Annotated in this window: 17 protein-coding genes and 1 tRNA gene; 2 read left to right on the top strand and 16 right to left on the bottom strand. The window is 31.9% G+C overall.

The annotated features are described in order from the left end of the window. Positions 1 to 85 precede the first annotated feature (85 nt). The 5 genes from ABWU86_RS04265 to miaA all read right to left on the bottom strand — a co-directional run bounded on the left by ABWU86_RS04265 (position 86) and on the right by miaA (position 3,599). Positions 86 to 159, bottom strand: a tRNA-Arg gene (locus ABWU86_RS04265). A 74-nt stretch (positions 160 to 233) separates the two neighbouring features. Continuing rightward, a complete protein-coding gene (locus tag ABWU86_RS04260) occupies positions 234 to 749 on the bottom strand; it encodes a hypothetical protein (protein ID WP_293792798.1) in 516 nt (171 codons plus the stop codon). 91 nt (positions 750 to 840) lie between these two features. Further along, the gene (gene glnA / locus ABWU86_RS04255; protein ID WP_293792799.1) at positions 841 to 2,184 is read right to left on the bottom strand and encodes a type I glutamate--ammonia ligase; all 1,344 of its coding nucleotides are present in this window, start codon (positions 2,182 to 2,184) and stop codon (positions 841 to 843) included. A gap of 36 nt (positions 2,185 to 2,220) precedes the next feature. Beyond that, on the bottom strand, positions 2,221 to 2,592 hold the full coding sequence (locus ABWU86_RS04250) for a MerR family transcriptional regulator (RefSeq protein WP_293792800.1): 372 nt from the start codon (positions 2,590 to 2,592) through the stop codon (positions 2,221 to 2,223). A gap of 89 nt (positions 2,593 to 2,681) precedes the next feature. Continuing rightward, on the bottom strand, positions 2,682 to 3,599 hold the full coding sequence (miaA, locus tag ABWU86_RS04245) for a tRNA (adenosine(37)-N6)-dimethylallyltransferase MiaA (RefSeq protein ID WP_293792801.1): 918 nt from the start codon (positions 3,597 to 3,599) through the stop codon (positions 2,682 to 2,684). Between the two features lie 135 nt (positions 3,600 to 3,734). Here miaA and ABWU86_RS04240 point away from each other — a divergent pair, with 135 nt between their 5' ends. Next, positions 3,735 to 3,911, top strand: a complete 177-nt coding sequence (locus tag ABWU86_RS04240; RefSeq protein ID WP_293792804.1) for a DUF3042 family protein — start codon at positions 3,735 to 3,737, stop codon at positions 3,909 to 3,911. A 40-nt stretch (positions 3,912 to 3,951) separates the two neighbouring features. Here ABWU86_RS04240 and ABWU86_RS04235 read toward each other — a convergent pair whose 3' ends face one another. The 7 genes from ABWU86_RS04235 to ABWU86_RS04205 all read right to left on the bottom strand — a co-directional run bounded on the left by ABWU86_RS04235 (position 3,952) and on the right by ABWU86_RS04205 (position 9,190). After that, positions 3,952 to 4,320 (bottom strand): rhodanese-like domain-containing protein, encoded by a 369-nt coding sequence (locus ABWU86_RS04235; protein ID WP_353321592.1) that lies wholly within the window; start codon positions 4,318 to 4,320, stop codon positions 3,952 to 3,954. Between the two features lie 35 nt (positions 4,321 to 4,355). Further along, positions 4,356 to 5,324 carry an ROK family glucokinase gene (locus ABWU86_RS04230; protein WP_353321590.1) on the bottom strand — a complete coding sequence of 323 codons (969 nt, stop codon included), beginning with the start codon at positions 5,322 to 5,324 and terminating at the stop codon, positions 4,356 to 4,358. A 26-nt stretch (positions 5,325 to 5,350) separates the two neighbouring features. Next, entirely contained in the window at positions 5,351 to 5,548 is a 198-nt protein-coding gene (locus ABWU86_RS04225; RefSeq protein ID WP_293792808.1) for a YqgQ family protein, read from the bottom strand. A gap of 42 nt (positions 5,549 to 5,590) precedes the next feature. Then, complete coding sequence (locus tag ABWU86_RS04220; RefSeq protein WP_353321588.1) at positions 5,591 to 6,286, bottom strand: rhomboid family intramembrane serine protease; 696 nt, start codon at positions 6,284 to 6,286, stop codon at positions 5,591 to 5,593. Then, the gene (locus ABWU86_RS04215; RefSeq protein WP_293792810.1) at positions 6,255 to 6,785 is read right to left on the bottom strand and encodes a 5-formyltetrahydrofolate cyclo-ligase; all 531 of its coding nucleotides are present in this window, start codon (positions 6,783 to 6,785) and stop codon (positions 6,255 to 6,257) included. The genes ABWU86_RS04220 and ABWU86_RS04215 overlap by 32 nt, the downstream gene beginning before the upstream one ends. A 59-nt stretch (positions 6,786 to 6,844) precedes the next feature. Further along, a complete protein-coding gene (gene rpmG / locus ABWU86_RS04210; RefSeq protein ID WP_053950061.1) occupies positions 6,845 to 6,994 on the bottom strand; it encodes a 50S ribosomal protein L33 in 150 nt (49 codons plus the stop codon). 132 nt (positions 6,995 to 7,126) lie between these two features. Then, positions 7,127 to 9,190 carry a peptidoglycan D,D-transpeptidase FtsI family protein gene (locus ABWU86_RS04205; protein WP_353321585.1) on the bottom strand — a complete coding sequence of 688 codons (2,064 nt, stop codon included), beginning with the start codon at positions 9,188 to 9,190 and terminating at the stop codon, positions 7,127 to 7,129. Positions 9,191 to 9,288: 98 nt separating this feature from the next. Between ABWU86_RS04205 and ABWU86_RS04200 the strand changes: the two genes are divergently transcribed. Then, positions 9,289 to 11,895, top strand: a complete 2,607-nt coding sequence (locus ABWU86_RS04200) for a YfhO family protein (RefSeq protein ID WP_353321583.1) — start codon at positions 9,289 to 9,291, stop codon at positions 11,893 to 11,895. Positions 11,896 to 11,917: 22 nt separating this feature from the next. Here the strand turns inward: ABWU86_RS04200 and greA are convergent, their stop codons facing one another. From greA to pheT, 4 genes are read right to left on the bottom strand one after another with little or no spacing between them, the layout of a single operon-like run. Further along, on the bottom strand, positions 11,918 to 12,394 hold the full coding sequence (gene greA, locus ABWU86_RS04195; RefSeq protein ID WP_293792816.1) for a transcription elongation factor GreA: 477 nt from the start codon (positions 12,392 to 12,394) through the stop codon (positions 11,918 to 11,920). Positions 12,395 to 12,413: 19 nt separating this feature from the next. Beyond that, positions 12,414 to 13,088, bottom strand: coding sequence for a uridine kinase (udk, locus tag ABWU86_RS04190; protein WP_293792818.1), 675 nt, complete (start codon positions 13,086 to 13,088; stop codon positions 12,414 to 12,416). A 22-nt stretch (positions 13,089 to 13,110) separates the two neighbouring features. Then, a complete protein-coding gene (gene mltG / locus ABWU86_RS04185) occupies positions 13,111 to 14,235 on the bottom strand; it encodes an endolytic transglycosylase MltG (RefSeq protein ID WP_353321580.1) in 1,125 nt (374 codons plus the stop codon). Positions 14,236 to 14,256: 21 nt separating this feature from the next. Beyond that, positions 14,257 to 16,668 carry a phenylalanine--tRNA ligase subunit beta gene (gene pheT / locus ABWU86_RS04180; RefSeq protein WP_353321578.1) on the bottom strand — a complete coding sequence of 804 codons (2,412 nt, stop codon included), beginning with the start codon at positions 16,666 to 16,668 and terminating at the stop codon, positions 14,257 to 14,259. Positions 16,669 to 16,678 lie beyond the last annotated feature (10 nt).

Here is a 16,678-nt window from a genome sequence, read left to right as displayed (position 1 = left end):
AACAAAGTAAGTATACATAGTTTTAAAGTTTTAGTCAAGAAAAAAAGACATATCGAAATGATATGTCCCCAACAATTTATTCTAATGTCGCGAGAGAGATTCGAACTCTCGACCTACGGTTTAGAAGACCGTTGCTCTATCCAGCTGAGCTATCGCGACATCAATAATCAACAAAAAATATTATATCTAATTATAAACAACGTGTCAATATGATTTTTAAAAAATAATATTAACTATCTTATGTCACTGAATTTTTCGAAGTTCTTAACCAACTCATTCATATCGACATTAAAGTCTACCAAAATAAACTTTAGAAGCATTTTCCAGAAGAATTTAAAGTCATTTTTGGAGTGATTATAAAAAGCATTAAACATCATTTTTTTGATTGATAAGTAAATTTGATTAAAATCACTATCAGGTCTTAGATTTGTAATCTTATCAATATCTTTTTGGCTATCAATAATTATATCAGACAAGTTGCAAATATTTGCATACAACAAAGTAAAACTTAATATTTCAACTGCATCTTGAAGTAAAACTTTCTTGTAATTGTTTGGATCTATTTGTCCCTGCTCATATGTATAAACTGAAAATCTTTTTGAGTCAGTCGCCAAAGCTGATAAACCTGTATCGATTTTAATAAATATTTTTTGTTTTTTATTATTACCATTAATCAATAACTCTCTCTTTTGACCCATATAATTAAATCTAGTTATTGATTGTTGCATCATTTTTTCTAAGTTTAGCAATTTAAACACCTCTCATAAGATTTTATCATTTCGATATCTTATTGAAAACAAAAAAGCCGGAATTAAAAATTCCGACTTTTTTCGTTAGTTATTAGTATTTTTCCATGTATTGGTTACGTTCCCAATCAGATACTTGGGCTCTGTAAGCATCGTATTCTAGATGTTTAGCAGCCAAGTAGCTGTTAAAGATCTTAGTTCCTAATGCCTTCTTCATTGTTTCATCAGATGATAATTCTTCTAATGCATCTAATAAATCATCTGGTAAGTTAACAATTTCATTTTCTTCTCTTTCGTCTTCGTCCATTCTATAAATATTTCTATCTACACTCTTAGGAGGAACGATGCCATCTTTCAATCCATCTAAACCAGCTTCTAGAACTGAAGCAATAGCTAAGTATGGATTAGCAGAAGCATCTGCACTACGAAGTTCTAGTCTAGTAGCTAAACCTCTAGCATTTGGTACTCGGATTAATGGAGATCTGTTTGAGCCTGACCAAGCAACATATACTGGAGCTTCATAACCAGGAACTAGACGTTTGTATGAGTTAACTAGTGGGTTACAAATTGCTGTGTAACTCTTAGCATGTTTGATTAATCCACCTAGGAAATGGTAAGCAGTTTCTGATAACTTTAATTCACCATTTTCATCATAGAATACATCACCATCATCATTAAATAATGACATGTTTAAATGCATCCCTGAACCATTGATACCACTTAATGGTTTTGGCATAAAAGTAGCATATAGTCCATATTTTCTAGCGATTGTTTTAACAACTAATTTAAATGTTTGAATATTGTCAGCAGCATTTAATGCATCTGCGTATTGGAAATCAATTTCATGTTGACCAGGTGCAACTTCATGGTGAGCTGCTTCTACGTCAAATCCCATTTCTTCAAGAGTAAGAACGATTTCACGACGACAATTTCCACCTAAATCAAGTGGTGCCATATCAAAGTAGCTACCTTGGTCATTTAGGTTAATTGTTGGTTTTCCGTTTTCATCCATCTTAAATAGGAAAAATTCGGGTTCTGGTCCAATATTAAATGAAGTAAAACCAGCTTCTTTCATGTCTTTTAGAACACGAATTAAATTATTTCTAGGGTCACCTTCAAAAGGTTCTCCAGTTGGTTTATAAACTTCACAAATCACACGAGCAATTCTTCCACGTTCTGTGCTCCATGGGAAAATCATCCATGTAGTTAAATCAGGATGCAAATACATATCACTTTCTTCGATTCTCACGAATCCCTCAATAGAAGATCCATCAAACATAATTTTGTCATTTAATAAATCATCTAGTTGACTAATTGGAACTTCAACATTTTTTAATGTTCCTAAAACATCAGTGAACATTAAACGTAAAAACTTAACATCTTGTTCTTTCACAATTCGACGAATATCGTCTTTTGAATAATCATGCTTTGTAGCCATATATACCTACTCCTAACGTATTCAACATTAAATTAGTTAAAAAGAATTATTTTCAGCATCTTTGGAATTTAATCCTCCGATGTTTAAAAGTTCGTCAGATAAAATCTTACGCGCTTCTTGATCAGATAATTCCTTAGAATTACCATTTTGCTCGTTACTTTCTTTACGCTTTTTGTAAATATCTTGAATTTTAGAAATATTCAAACCTTCATCTAAATAGTCCTTAATTTCAAGGATTACATCAATATCATTCAAAGAATACATACGACGGTTTCCATCATTTCTTTCAGGAAATACCAATCCTTGTTCTTCGTAATATCTAATTTGTCTAGCGGTCAAGCTCGTTAACTTCATAACGGTTCCAATCGGAAGAACTGAAAGCGAACGTCTTAAATCTTTTTCTTTCATATCTAACTCCTTCTAACAACATAATAATAACATTATTTAAGCTAATGTCAATACGTTATGTTATAACTTCTTACATATTATTTATATTTTTATTTATTTAACCAGTTTAAAACATCTTTTTCTATCTTTTTTTCATCTTCCATGTCAGAAATTATATCATACCATGTTACATTCATTTTATTTCTAAACCATGTTAGCTGTCTCTTAGCATAATGTCTTGAATCTTGTTTTATCGAATCAACAACACTCTTTAAATCTTTTTGATTATCAAAATATCCTGCAAATTCCCTGTATCCAATTCCTTTAAGGGCAGGCAAATCATCACTAGATTGCTTCCATAACCATTTTGCTTCATCAATCAAGCCATTTTCAATCATCAAATCAACTCTTCGATTAATTCGATCATACAATACTTGTCGATTAGTATTAAGTGCAATTACGTATGCATCCAACGTAACTTCTTTATTATTCTGTTCTGAGAATAATTTACCAGTATGATGATAGACCTCAAGTGCTCTAATAATTCTTCTTTCATTACTTTTGGGAATCTTAGCAGCAGCTTTTGGATCAATATCATTTAATTTATCCCACAATAGTTCACTACCATTATCGAGAGAAAATTGATGTAATTTATCTCGATAAGCTGGGTCACTATCGAATTCTCCACCTAATACTAGACCATCTAATAAAGCTTGAATATAAAAACCAGTACCTCCAGCAATAATGGGTAATTTACTTCTTTTAGTAATATCTTCTATCAGAGAATTAGCAGACTTAACAAATTCAGCAGCAGAATAATCTTGATTAACATCCAATATATTAATTAAATGATGTGGAATTCCTTCCATTTCATCTTTAGTGACCTTTGCGGTACCAATATCAAGTTTTTTATAAACTTGCATCGAATCACCAGAAATCACTTCACCATTTAATTTTTTAGCTAATTTAATCGATAAGCTGGTTTTTCCAACCGCTGTTGGTCCAACAATCACTAATACTTTATGCATTCTATATCCCACCATTTCTGCTTATCTTAGTTTAGCATATAAAATATTGAATTAAAATATAATAAAGACTGGATAAATGAAGTAAAAAAAAGCATAATATAGATGTATATCAATAATTCAATAGGAGGATTTGTAATGAAAAAGTTTGCAAAAGGATTTTTCGTTGGTGCTTTAGCAACATCAAGTGCCGTTGCGGGAGCTTTATTCTCATTCAAGAAAAAAGTTGTTGACCCAGTTGAAGGTCAAGCTGACAAATTAGAAGAAAACAGAAGAAGAGTTGTTCGTAAACAACGTTCTGCTCATTTAAACTAGCAATAAAAAAACACTTTGCATTTAGCAAAGTGTTTTTATTTTACTTCTTTGTTCTTCCATTCCAATTTCTGAAACCAGATTTCAAAATGTAAATATCCTTGTATCCATTTTTTCCAAGTAAAATAGCAGTTTTAATGCTTAAAGTTTTGCCTTGGTCATATAGATATACGGGCATATCTTTACGAATGTTTTTGTAGAACATCTTAATTGTTGAATAAGGAATACTTCTTGCACCAAGAATATGTCCTGATTCGAAATCTCGATTTTCTCTTAAATCAACGATTTGACCTCGATGACCGCCTTCTTTAAATTGAGCTTCATCAACAAAGGTAGCAACTCTATTAGCTCTGATTCTAGTAATTAAGTTATATACAAGAATAGCAGCTAATATGATAATGATTAAAATCATGGATGAAAACATTTATAACAACGCCCCTATTTATATTATTTATTGATATTTCTTAATGCTAATGATCCTGCACCAATTACACCAGCGTCGTTTCCTAATTGAGCTAAACGAATCTTAGTAGAATCTCTAACAGGTCTAAATGCATTTTCTTGGAAATACTTAGTAGTTGGTTGTAGTAAAGTGTTACCTGCGTTAGAAACACCACCACCAATAACAATATTATCAGGGTTTAATGTGTTACCAACGTTGGCTAATGCTAAACCTAAGTAGTAACAAACCTTGTCTACTACTTGGTTAGCAAAAATATCACCGTTATCAGCTAAGAAGAAAACTACTTTAGAAGTAACTTCTTCACCACTGTTAATCATTTCTTTTAATCTTGATTGTCCAGTGAATTCTGCTGAAAGATGCTTAGCAACTTTAACAACTCCAGTAGCTGAAGCGTATTGTTCTAAACAACCTTTCTTTCCACAAGTACATTCAAATCCACCTGGTTCTACAGTAATGTGACCGATTTCTCCGGCACCACCATTTACACCATGTGCTAGTTCACCGTTAACGATAACACCACCACCAACACCTGTTCCAAGTGTTACGAATACAACGTCTGAGTCCTTGCTTCCGGCACCCTTCCAGTATTCACCAAGTGAAGCTACGTTTGCATCGTTATCCAAAGCAAATGGTAATCCTAATGACTTTTCAATTTGATCTTTGATATTTTGAGTTGTTTTCCAGTTAAGGTTGTATGCACCAATAACTGTTCCATCTTCTCTATTTACTGAACCTGGGGTTCCCATTCCAATACCGATAAAATCATCAATTTTATGATCAGAGTCCTCCATCTTTTTAGTGATAGAGTTAATGATATTTGGAACAATTTTTTCACCGTTAGCGCTTACATCAGTGGTAATAGCCCACTTGTCTAAAACTTCACCGCTATCAGTTAAGAAAGCCAACTTAGTTGTTGTACCTCCTAAATCGATTCCGATTAACTTACGTACCATTTTAGTTTCCTCCTAAAAATTGTTTGTTATTTATTTTCTTCAATAGCATGTTCATGCTTTAGGACTAGCTTAGCCTGAATGAATTCATCTTTAGATACTAATCCAGCATCATGTAAATGATCTAATTCAAGTGCCATCACTTCAATATCCCATTTTCTTTTTCCAACATAAACATAAATTCCAAACTTTTTTAATAATTGTTGAACATCGTACAACGTTTTCATTTTCCCACATCCTAACGAAAATTGCACTAATTAATTTAAAATTTAAACAGTTTTTAAACAAATAATCGCAAAAATAATTAGAACTAACAGTGCCATCAATCGTTTTACCATTGGAACCTTATATCCTGATGGTAATCCAACTACATAAGGAACTAAAAATCCAGCAATTAAACCACCAATATGTCCTGATAAATCAATATCAGGTGATAATAAGTCAAATCCAATATTTAAAACTAGTAAGAATAAAAAGCTTTGCGACATTCTTCTTACATACATATTATCATGAAATGTTTCACCCAACATTAAAAATACTCCAATCAATCCAAAGATTGCTGTACTTGCACCTGCACTTGCCGTTGTAGAAAAAGCAAAACTTGCAATATTACCAAAGATTCCTGAAATCATAAAAATTGCAAAGAATCTTAAGTGACCGAAAATCTTTTCTAATTGGATACCAATGTAATACAAACTAATCCCATTCATTAAAATATGAAAAATTGATAAATGAATAAAGATAGGAGTAATAAATCTCCACCATTGGTTATACATCGTTACCAATGGTCTATACATTGCTCCACCATCTATAATCGCGTTACTACTATTTGTAAGAATTCCGAATATGTATACAAATACAATTAGAACTAGCAGCATTTCTGAGATATATGGCGTTGCATCTATTCTTCTGTAAAATCTTGTGCTTTGTACATTAGAATATAATTCTTTTAACTTTTTGATCAAAATCATCTACTTCCCATATTGATTTTTCAAACTTACTAATACTATCGGATAATGCGATAGTGTTGCCAGGATATTCTTTTAATACTCTATCGTAATATCCTCCACCAAATCCAAGTCTATCTCCAGTGGTAACATCAAAAGCTAGTCCAGGAATAATTAATAAATCAATATCATTAACATTTCCGACTCTACCGTTCTCGGGCTCCATTATACCAAATTTGCTTTTCTTCATATTAGTCATTTGATCAATAATTTTGAATTCCATTTCGGTTGAAGAAATAACCTTAGGCATAAAAATTGTTTTACCTTCTAATTTGGCTTTTTGAATTATTGGATTTGTATTAATTTCAATTTCTGTACTAGCTGTAATGCCAATTGATTCAGCTTTTTGCCATTCAATAGAATTAAACAGCTTTACATATAAATGTTCATAATTTTCTTGTTTTCTGGTAGTTTTAACTTTTTCAATAATTTGTGTTCTAACATCTTTTTTATTCACTATAAACACTTCCCAGGATATAAAAAAAGGATTGGGCCTTTTTTATAAAACCCGAATCCTTATTTTGTTTCACGATGTAATGTAACTTTTCTTTCACGTGGACAGTATTTCTTTAGTTCCAAACGATCAGGGTTGTTACGACGACTCTTAGTTGATAAGTAATTACGTTCGTGACATTCTGTACATTCCATAGTAATGTGTACTCGCATATTAGTTACACCTCCAAGTTAGTTGTATTTTAATTTTATATAAACAACTTTCAACTCTTAATATATTATCATTTTTTATTTGATTTGACCAGAGTTTATATAAATATTGTTAAGCAAAATTACTTAACAGCATTATTTTAAGCCACTATCGGACTGAACATACTTCCAATATGCTTGATAAATTTGTTCGGCCAAATTAACATTATTACTTTCTGCGTCACTTGGCAAGTTAGGAATTGCTACAACTACAACTACTTGTGGGTTCTTTGATGGTGAGAATGAACCTAAACTCAAAGTAACTGTTTCAACCGGTTTTGAACCTTTTTTACCACTAGAGTAGAATGTTTGGGCTGTACCAGTCTTAGCTGAAATAGAAGGTCTTACAGTATTTAAAGTAATCCCTGTTCTGTATTGGCTAGTTCCATGAACAACCTTATAAAAACCATCTGTTACAACTTTTCTTTGAGCATCAGTCATATCAACCTTATTCAAGACAGTTGGTGTAACTGTGTATTTAACTCTACCTAGTTTACCGTCTTTATTAGATTCACGAATACTTTGGACAATATGTGGTTCAATTCTATATCCGCCATTGGCAATAGTAGAAATATATTGTGCTACTTGAATTGGAGTGTAGGCGTCATAATTTCCATAAGATAAATCAAGCGCCTTACCAATGTTGGCTGATCCACCAGGACCTTGAATCCCTTTTGTTTCACCAGGTAAATCAATTCCAGTTAAAACGCCTAATCCAAATTGGTTAAAGTATCCACGCATAATGTTAAATACATCAGGATTCATAGTAAGTGGTGCTCCTGAGTAATAATTAAATTTAGCTTCTTTCATAGCTAATTGCATCATGTATGAGTTTGACGATACTTCAAGCGCTGTTGATGCATCTAAAGAAATATCGTGATTTCCATCTTGGTTAAACCAAGATGCTTTTTTAATTCCACCAGTAATAATTGGTTTATCAGTTAAAGTTGAATTAGTTGGTGTGATTACCTTATCCATTAACGCACCAGAAACCATTGCACCTTTAACAACTGATCCCATTACTATAGAACTATTAATAGTTCCCAAAGCATTAGGAGTCATCTTACCGGTTTCCGGATTACGACTAACCCCTGCCAAACCAATAATTGCACCATTATTAGGATTCATTACAACAGCATATGCTCCTGTTGAATTACCAGTGTTACGATCGGCATTTTCCACTAAACTTTGAATTTTCTTTTCAAATTCAGAGTTAATAGTTAATTGTAAGTTATCACCTTTTTGACCACCATATTGCTTAATAGCCTTATCTAAACTACCACTCTTGATTAATGTTTGAGATTTAGAACCACGTAAAGTAGATTCATATTTGGCTTCCAAATAACTTTGTCCAACACTATCGTTTCTTGAATAACCTTCAGCTAACAATGTATTGATACGATCACTTGGTAACCCAACTCGTTCTGAAGAAACTGTTCCAACGATACTTTGAATTGCATCCCCATTTGGATATTCTCTAGTCCAACTATCACCAATTTGTACCCCTGGCATTTCAGATAGATGTTCACCAACTTCTGCCAATTCCTTGGTAGTAACGCCTGATGATTTAATATATGTGGTAGACAATTGATATGAACCACTCATCTTTTGGAAAATGGCAGCTGCATTACGAGTCTTCTTATCAGTGCTATATAATTTTTCTTTAATTACTTTTGCGAGTTCTTGAATGTATTGATCACTTGTAGAAGTACCCTTAGCAAAAGTCATGCTATCAATCACTTTTTGTAAATTGTCTGGATTAGATAAATAAAATTCAGCTTCTTGTCTTGGAGTTAAGGTTGAATAATCAACGCTTAAGTATTCTCCAAGTTTATTAGCGATTTTATATAAAGTAGCACTTGTAACACTCAAGCCCTTAGTGTATTGAATAGCTTGATGCGCTTTATTTCCAACCAAAACACGGCCAGTAGAATCATATATAATCCCTCTTTGGACATTTCCTAATTTAACCGAATTGTCCGAACGACTAACTTCTGCTTTATATTGGTTTCCATTAACTACTTGCAAGTAAGCCAATTGGATAACTAAGATTGCAAATAATACCCCAACAACCGTTAATATTATATTTAATCTAAAAGGAACTTTTGTATCAGCTCCACGATCCCTATGATGGAATATTTTTTGTAAAAAACTATTCAAAACAATCTAACTCCTTATATCTTATCTGTTTAACGTTATTTTAATCTGTTTATTGTATACTATTAGTTAGTTAGTATTGAAACAAGGATGTGCTTATTATGATTAATAAATTAAAAACATTTTATCAAAAACACTACATATATCTCCTAAGCTTCTTTATACCATTTACAATTATTACATTTTACTTTGGATATCGCAATATGTTTCCCTTTGGTAATAGTAGTATTCTTACAGTAGATTTAGGACAACAGTATATAGATTTTTTTGCATACTTCCGTAGAACCCTATTAAATCACAACTTCAGTGAAATACTTTACTCATTTTCAAATGGATACGGCGGTGAAATGATTGGAATTTGGGCATACTATTTAATGAGTCCTCTTAATTTAATCTTGCTCATTTTTCCTGCTAAATTTATAAACGCCGCTGTTTTATTAATCACGATTATCAAATATGCACTAAGTGGTTTAACGTTTTCAATTTTTTTGAAAAATCAAAAAGTTAAAAACAACATTTTAATAATTACTCTATCTATTGCGTACTCAATGAATGGATGGATGATTGCAAACCAACTTAATATTATGTGGCTTGATGGTGTAATTCTACTTCCACTAATAATAATGGGCATTGATAAGATATTAAACAATAAAACCGTGACTTTGTTTATTGTTTCCTATTCTGGAATTATCATCATTAACTACTATATTGCTTACATGATTAGTATCTTTATTGCTATTTATGTAATATTCAGTTTATATATTAAACACATCAATTTTAAATCAACCTTAATCAAGTTCGGTAAAATTACAACATCAATAATTGTTTCAATATTATTATCATCATTTATTTTAATTCCTAATTTAATCGAACTTAAAAGTGGAAAGGCATCATACACACTTTTAAACATGAAGACCACCATTGAATATAATCCGCTATTCATGATAACGAAGCTATTTAATGGTTCTTTTAACTTTTCCCAAATGCCAAGCGGATACCCAAATATCTTTGTCGGTTCTATCGCAATTGTCGGATTTTTGGCATACTTTGGAATTTCAAGCATTGGTTTAAAAAAGAAAATTGCCGTCTTAGTAGTGACCACCTTTTTATTATTTTCCATGGTGTTTCAACCACTTGACTTAATATGGCATGCATTGCAATTTCCAATCTGGTACCCATATAGATTTTCATTTATAGTTTGCTTTTGGATTATTTATATTGCTGCCATTGGATTAAATAATTTAGGAAATACCATCAAAATAAAAACAATAATTGTTTCAGCACTAATAATTATTCCAGCATTTATATATACTGCCATTGAAATCAACAAATTCAATTACATGAACATTACTAAGTACCTCATTTCGCTTTCCTTCATTGCCATCAGCTTTTTAATCATTCATTTGTCAAATAAGCGAAGTATTTATTATTTCATTTGCTTATTAATAATTTCAGTTGGTGATATGGGAATGAATATGTTTACATCCCTAAATAGCATCTCTTATGTTTCCAATGATGACTACATTCAATATACATCTTTGCTAAACTCACACATTGATCCAATTAAGAAATCCGACTCATCTTTTTATAGAATTAGCAAAGATTTTTACAGAACCAGAGATGATTCAATCGAGTCAAACTTCTTCGGTGGTTCCGCCTTTTCTTCTACCATTCAAAAAGACACCACTGACTTTAATAGCAACATCGGTAGTGCCTATACTTCTGGATCAATCGATTATTCAAATGGAACGTTAATTACCGATTCAATGCTGAACTTTAAGTACTTCATTAACACATCAACTTTAAGGCATCAATATTCGATGATTCAAAAATCAAGTAATCGAAATGATATATTGAAACATGACCTTCAACGAATTGATGTTTTTCAAACTTATAAGTCTAACAGTAATTTGCCAGTTATTTATGCAACAAGCAGCAAGGTATTTAGTTCAATTAATGCGATTGATCCAATTGATTATCAAAATAAAATGGTTAAAAACATCTCTTTAAATAACACGACCGTATTTAAGGATATCAACCAATACACTATTACATCACAAAACACTAATAAAATAACTTCAATCAACAATCAGGTTATCAAAAAGAATAACTTGTTGAAAGAAGCAGTCATTACTATCAGTTACAACGGTCAAAAGAATAAGGTTCCGTATCTTTTGATTCCATCAAATATGAATCAAAATAACGCATCAATTACCATGAATAATGAAGAACTATATTTACCAGATAAGTTTGATAGCAGTTTTGTAGTTAGTCTCCCTAACAATAAACGCAACCAAATCAAAATCAAACTTAACACTAATCAACTTTTCACAGGTAATTTTAAGTTAGTAAATCTTAACTTTAAAACATATTTAAATGATACTAAATATATCCGTGATCAGAATAATCACATTAACTTTAAAAATAATACATTTAAAACAGACATTATTACTACAAACAAAAACAACTCAATTTCAACATCCATCCCTTATTCTAGCGGATGGCATTTAACAATTGATGGTAAAAATTATCCCATCAAGAAAATTGATAACCAATTTATAGGTGCCGACAATTTAACCTCTGGTAACCATAAATTAGTTTTATCATTCTACCCTAGCGGTTTAAACCTAGGTGTCATAATTAGCTTAATAACATTAATTATTCTAATAATAATATGGATGCTTAGACACAAAAAAAGAGAATCGTAATCGATTCTCTTTTTATTTAACCTTATTTAACTTCAATAATTTTAACTTTCATATCACCAGCTGGGATTGAAATAACAACTTCTTCATTAACCTTGTGTCCCAATAATGCTTTAGCAATTGGTGAATCATTAGAAATCTTACCAGATAATGGATCTGATTCAGCGGAACCAACGATTTGGTAAGTTTCAGGTTCTTCATCAGGAAGTTCTTTGAAAGTTACTTCTTTACCAACGTTAACAACATCATCTTCTAATTCGCTGCTGTCTACAACATCAGCGTATTGAAGCATGTGTTCAACCTTAGCAATTTCACTTTCTAACATACTTTGTTCATTTTTAGCGGCTTCATATTCAGAATTTTCTGATAAGTCACCATAACTTCTAGCAATCTTAATTCTTTCAATAATTTGAGGACGTTGATTTAATCTCAAATCTTCTAATTCAGCTTCCAGGTTCTTTTTACCTTCAGCTGTCATAGGAAAAGTTTCGTCTTTTGCCATTTTGTAATTCTCCTTTTAACTAAATTGTTGTATCAATATTATCTAAAACTTTATTATTCCCGTGTTTTACTAAAATTGATTGAATCTTTGTAGTTAATAAATCAATTGCAACTTGGTTTTTTCCACCTTCAGGAACAATAATATCAGCATATCGTTTACTTGGTTCAACAAATTGATTATACATAGGTCTAACAGTTTCTAGATATTGTTGAATAACTTCATCTAATGTACGACCACGTTCCTTAGTATCTCTTTGGATTCTTCTTAAGATTCTAATATCATCATCTGTATCAACAAAAACTTTGATATCCATTAAGTCTCTTAAACGTTTATCATCCAAAATTAGAATTCCTTCAAGAATAATAACATCTCTTGGTTCTTGTGTCACTGTTTCAGTACTACGATTCAATTGAGTATAGTCATAAACTGGCTTTTCAATTGATTCATAGTTTAATAGTTTATTTAAATGTTCTAACAATAAATCACTATCAAAAGCTAATGGATGATCGTAGTTAGTTTCTTCTCTTTCAGCCATAGTCTTATGAGATTGATCCTTGTAATATGAATCTTGTTGTAAAATCATAATTGAATGACCTAATAATTGATTAAAAATGGCACGACTAACTGTGGTCTTACCACTACCTGAACCACCTGTAACTCCAATAACAACGGGACGCTTTTTCTTTTCTACCATAATATTCTCTCCATAAACCGATTTATCTCATAACACTATCATTATCAAACAACAAATTAGTACTTACATCAGTATTATAATATTTAACTTTTTTATTGCTAGTATTTACACTATATGCAAAATACGACTTTACCATATCTCTTGGATGCAATACAGCTACTAATGACTTAAACGTTGGATTGCTTATTGGACCAGGGCCCATTCCAGTATATTGATAAAGATTATAAGCAGAAGTACTATTGTAATCTTTTTTAGTAAGCACTTGAACTGATGATTTACCATTAGCATACTTAATTGCTGATTTTACATCAAGTGGTAAATTACTGTTCAATCGATTATACAATACTCCAGCCATTTTTTGTCTATCAATTTTTCCCACATGATTAACTTCGATGAATGAAGCTAATGTTATTGCTTCATCGACAGTTAAATTCTGTTTCTTTATTTCCTTGTAATAAGGACTCACTTCTTGATTCGTCTTTGCAATCATTTGATTAACGAGTTGCTTCAATGAAACATTGTTTTGTGAATTATATGTGGCTGGATATAAATATCCTTCCAAAACATATTTTTTATTTTTAGATTTAAAAGCAGAATTAAGTAGTTGTGGGTACTTAGCTTTTAATTCTTTTAAATATGATTTATCACTTATCAACTTCAAGAAATCATCGCTTGAGAAACGGCTTCGTTGTTGTACAGTCTTAGCGATTTGACTAATTGTATCACCTTCACGAACTAACATGCGACCATATATTCCTTGTAATGGTTGATCAGAACCACCCTTGGTTAATCTATCAGCAATTGTTTGTAAACTCATTGAAGGAGATAGTTCATAGTATCCTGCTTTCAAGTCAGCATAATTATGACTATTAACAAAGTAATCAAAAACCAATCCGCTTTTGACAATCTTGCTATCTTGCAATATTGAACCGATTTTCTTATCAGAAGCACCCAAAGGAATTTGCACTTGAATCAAATCATTACTTTTAGGATTAAGTGGCTTTAATGACTCTTTTACGTACTGGTGACCAACTATAAAAATACATGTACCAAGTACAACCAAAATCGCAATGATACTTAGTGAAATCTTTTTACCTAGATTTGAATGCTTCTTCTCGAAATCATTTGTCTTTTTATCTTCGTTCAAAATAATTCCCCCATCTAGATTCTAACGAATTTCGACATTGAATTCTTTTTCAAGATTTCTTTGTACTTTTTCCATAGCACTGTTAACGTCTTCATCAACTAATGTATCATGCTTGTTTTGGAATGTTAATGAGTATGCTAATGACTTTTTATCATCGGGAACATGTTCACCTTCATATAAATCGAATAGATTAACATCTGTAAGATATGCTCCACCACGTTTAACGATCACATCAACAATGTTGTCATTTTCAACATTCTTATCGATCAACATTGCAATATCTCTCTTAATTGATGGATATTTTGATACTAATTCATAGCTTTGTTCTTGTTTTGGTAATTCGATAATTGTCTTTAGATTCAAATCAAAGACGTAAGTGTCATTAATTTTGAATTCTTTAGCAACCTTTGGATGTACTTGTCCAACAAAACCAACGTAGTGACCATGAACATATACATCAGCAGTTCTACCAGGATGCATTTCATTATAATCGCTGTTTGCTTTATAAGAAATTTGACCATCAAATCCAATTGTTGATAAGTATTCTTCGACAATTCCCTTAATTTGATAGAAATCAACTTTTTGTTCTGGTTGATTCCATGATCCTTCATTCATTGAACCTGAAATTGCACCCGCAATATGTTCAATTTCATCAGGTCTAACTTGGCTATCATCTTGTTTATAAAATACACGACCTTGTTCGTATAGAGAAACGTTTTCAACTTTTCGTGCTTGATTATATGCAATATCATCTAATAATCCAGAAACTAAGTTCATTCTTAAGGTAGTATGATCACTACTCATTGGGTAACTTAAATCAGTTTCACTTGATGAATCCATCATAAACATTTTAGCTTTATCAGCAGTTGTTAATGCATATGAAATCGCATGAGTTAAGCCGAATCCTTCAAGTAATTTGCCAGATTTTCTAATTAATAATTGTTCTTCATTTAGTCCACCGGTTGTCATTGTGGTTGTAGGTAAAGTACTTGGTAAATTATCATATCCATAAATTCTGGCAACTTCTTCAATTAAATCTGCTTGAATATGAATATCACCACGTCTGGTTGGAACAATAACATGCATATTATTATCAGTCACTTCAACTTCGAAGCCTAATCGATTGAAGATATCTGTAATGTCTTCAACAGAAAGTGAAGTTCCTAATACGTGATTAATTCTTTCATCAGTAATATCGATTTCAACTTTTTTAGCTTCATACTTACTACCTACTAATGTATCACTTGTTACTTCACCATTAGCAATAGTTCTTGCCATTTCTGATGCAGATGAAAGTACATCTTCAAGTCCCATTGGGTCAACGCCTCTTTCAAAACGTTGAGAAGCATCAGTATGAATGACATGTTTTCTAGCCATTTTTCTAACCTTGATTGGATCGAAAACAGCACATTCAAATACAACATTCTTTGTTTCAGCCGTAATAGAAGAGTCTAGTCCACCCATTACACCAGCCATAGCAATTGCACCATTATCATCAGAAATAACGATATCATTGCCATCTAATTCAACTTCGTTTTCATCTAGAGTAGTAATTTTTTCGCCATCTCGAGCATAACGCACTTCAATAGTACCAGCTAATTTATCTAAATCATAAGCATGCATTGGTTGTCCAAATTTCAACATACTGTAGTTGGTAATATCAACGATATTATTTACCGGTTTAATTCCAGCATTCCATAATCTAACTTGCATCCAAATTGGACTTGGCTTAACTTCAACATTGTTAACTACACGGTTTAAGTAACTCCATGCAATTTCGTTATCAACCTTGCTGTTAATTTGATCACTGGTCTTCTTGTCAGAAGTTTCACTTACTTTATCAATATCAAATTTAAATGGCTTATTGTAGATAGCAGATAGGTCTCTAACAGAACCGTAAATACTTAACATATCTCCACGATTTGGAGTTACATCTAAATCGATTAGAGCATCATCCATACCTAGGTACTTAAATACATCATCACCTAAAGTAGCATCTTCAGGTAAGAAGTAAATTCCATCTGCCCATTCCTTTGGTACAACGTCTTTAGGATATCCAATTTCGTCCAATGCACATAACATTCCGTTTGATTGAATTCCACGCATTTTTGATTTTTTAATCTTCATATTGTCTGCAACTCTTGCTCCAGATAATGCAGCAATAACATTTTTCCCAACTTGGGCGTTAGGTGCTCCACAAACAATTTGAACAGGTTCATCTTCGCCAACGTCTACTTGGCAAACGTGTAAATGATCTGAATCTGGATGGTCTTCCATGTCAACAATCTTTCCTACAACGATTTTCTTAAGTCCTTCGCTAGGTTTGATTACTGAATCAACTTCTACAGATGAACGTTCAATTTTTTCTGCTAAGTCATCAGCTGATACATCTAAGTCGATATATTCCTTTAGCCAATTGTATGAAATTTTCATTAGTATCTCT

Source organism: Apilactobacillus pseudapinorum (assembly GCF_040369555.1).
Classification (GTDB): Bacteria; Bacillota; Bacilli; order Lactobacillales; family Lactobacillaceae; genus Apilactobacillus.
Note: the sequence above shows the minus strand (reverse complement) of the source record. Positions and strands in the feature narration are given on the sequence as shown.

Coding starts and splice junctions, on each gene's coding strand:
- glnA (WP_293792799.1), bottom strand. CDS start 2,184: ATGGCTACAAAGCATGATTATTCAAAAGACGATATTCGTCGAATTGTG.
- ABWU86_RS04250 (WP_293792800.1), bottom strand. CDS start 2,592: ATGAAAGAAAAAGATTTAAGACGTTCGCTTTCAGTTCTTCCGATTGGA.
- miaA (WP_293792801.1), bottom strand. CDS start 3,599: ATGCATAAAGTATTAGTGATTGTTGGACCAACAGCGGTTGGAAAAACC.
- ABWU86_RS04240 (WP_293792804.1), top strand. CDS start 3,735: ATGAAAAAGTTTGCAAAAGGATTTTTCGTTGGTGCTTTAGCAACATCA.
- ABWU86_RS04235 (WP_353321592.1), bottom strand. CDS start 4,320: ATGATTTTAATCATTATCATATTAGCTGCTATTCTTGTATATAACTTA.
- ABWU86_RS04230 (WP_353321590.1), bottom strand. CDS start 5,324: ATGGTACGTAAGTTAATCGGAATCGATTTAGGAGGTACAACAACTAAG.
- ABWU86_RS04225 (WP_293792808.1), bottom strand. CDS start 5,548: ATGAAAACGTTGTACGATGTTCAACAATTATTAAAAAAGTTTGGAATT.
- rpmG (WP_053950061.1), bottom strand. CDS start 6,994: ATGCGAGTACACATTACTATGGAATGTACAGAATGTCACGAACGTAAT.
- ABWU86_RS04200 (WP_353321583.1), top strand. CDS start 9,289: ATGATTAATAAATTAAAAACATTTTATCAAAAACACTACATATATCTC.
- greA (WP_293792816.1), bottom strand. CDS start 12,394: ATGGCAAAAGACGAAACTTTTCCTATGACAGCTGAAGGTAAAAAGAAC.
- udk (WP_293792818.1), bottom strand. CDS start 13,088: ATGGTAGAAAAGAAAAAGCGTCCCGTTGTTATTGGAGTTACAGGTGGT.
- pheT (WP_353321578.1), bottom strand. CDS start 16,668: ATGAAAATTTCATACAATTGGCTAAAGGAATATATCGACTTAGATGTA.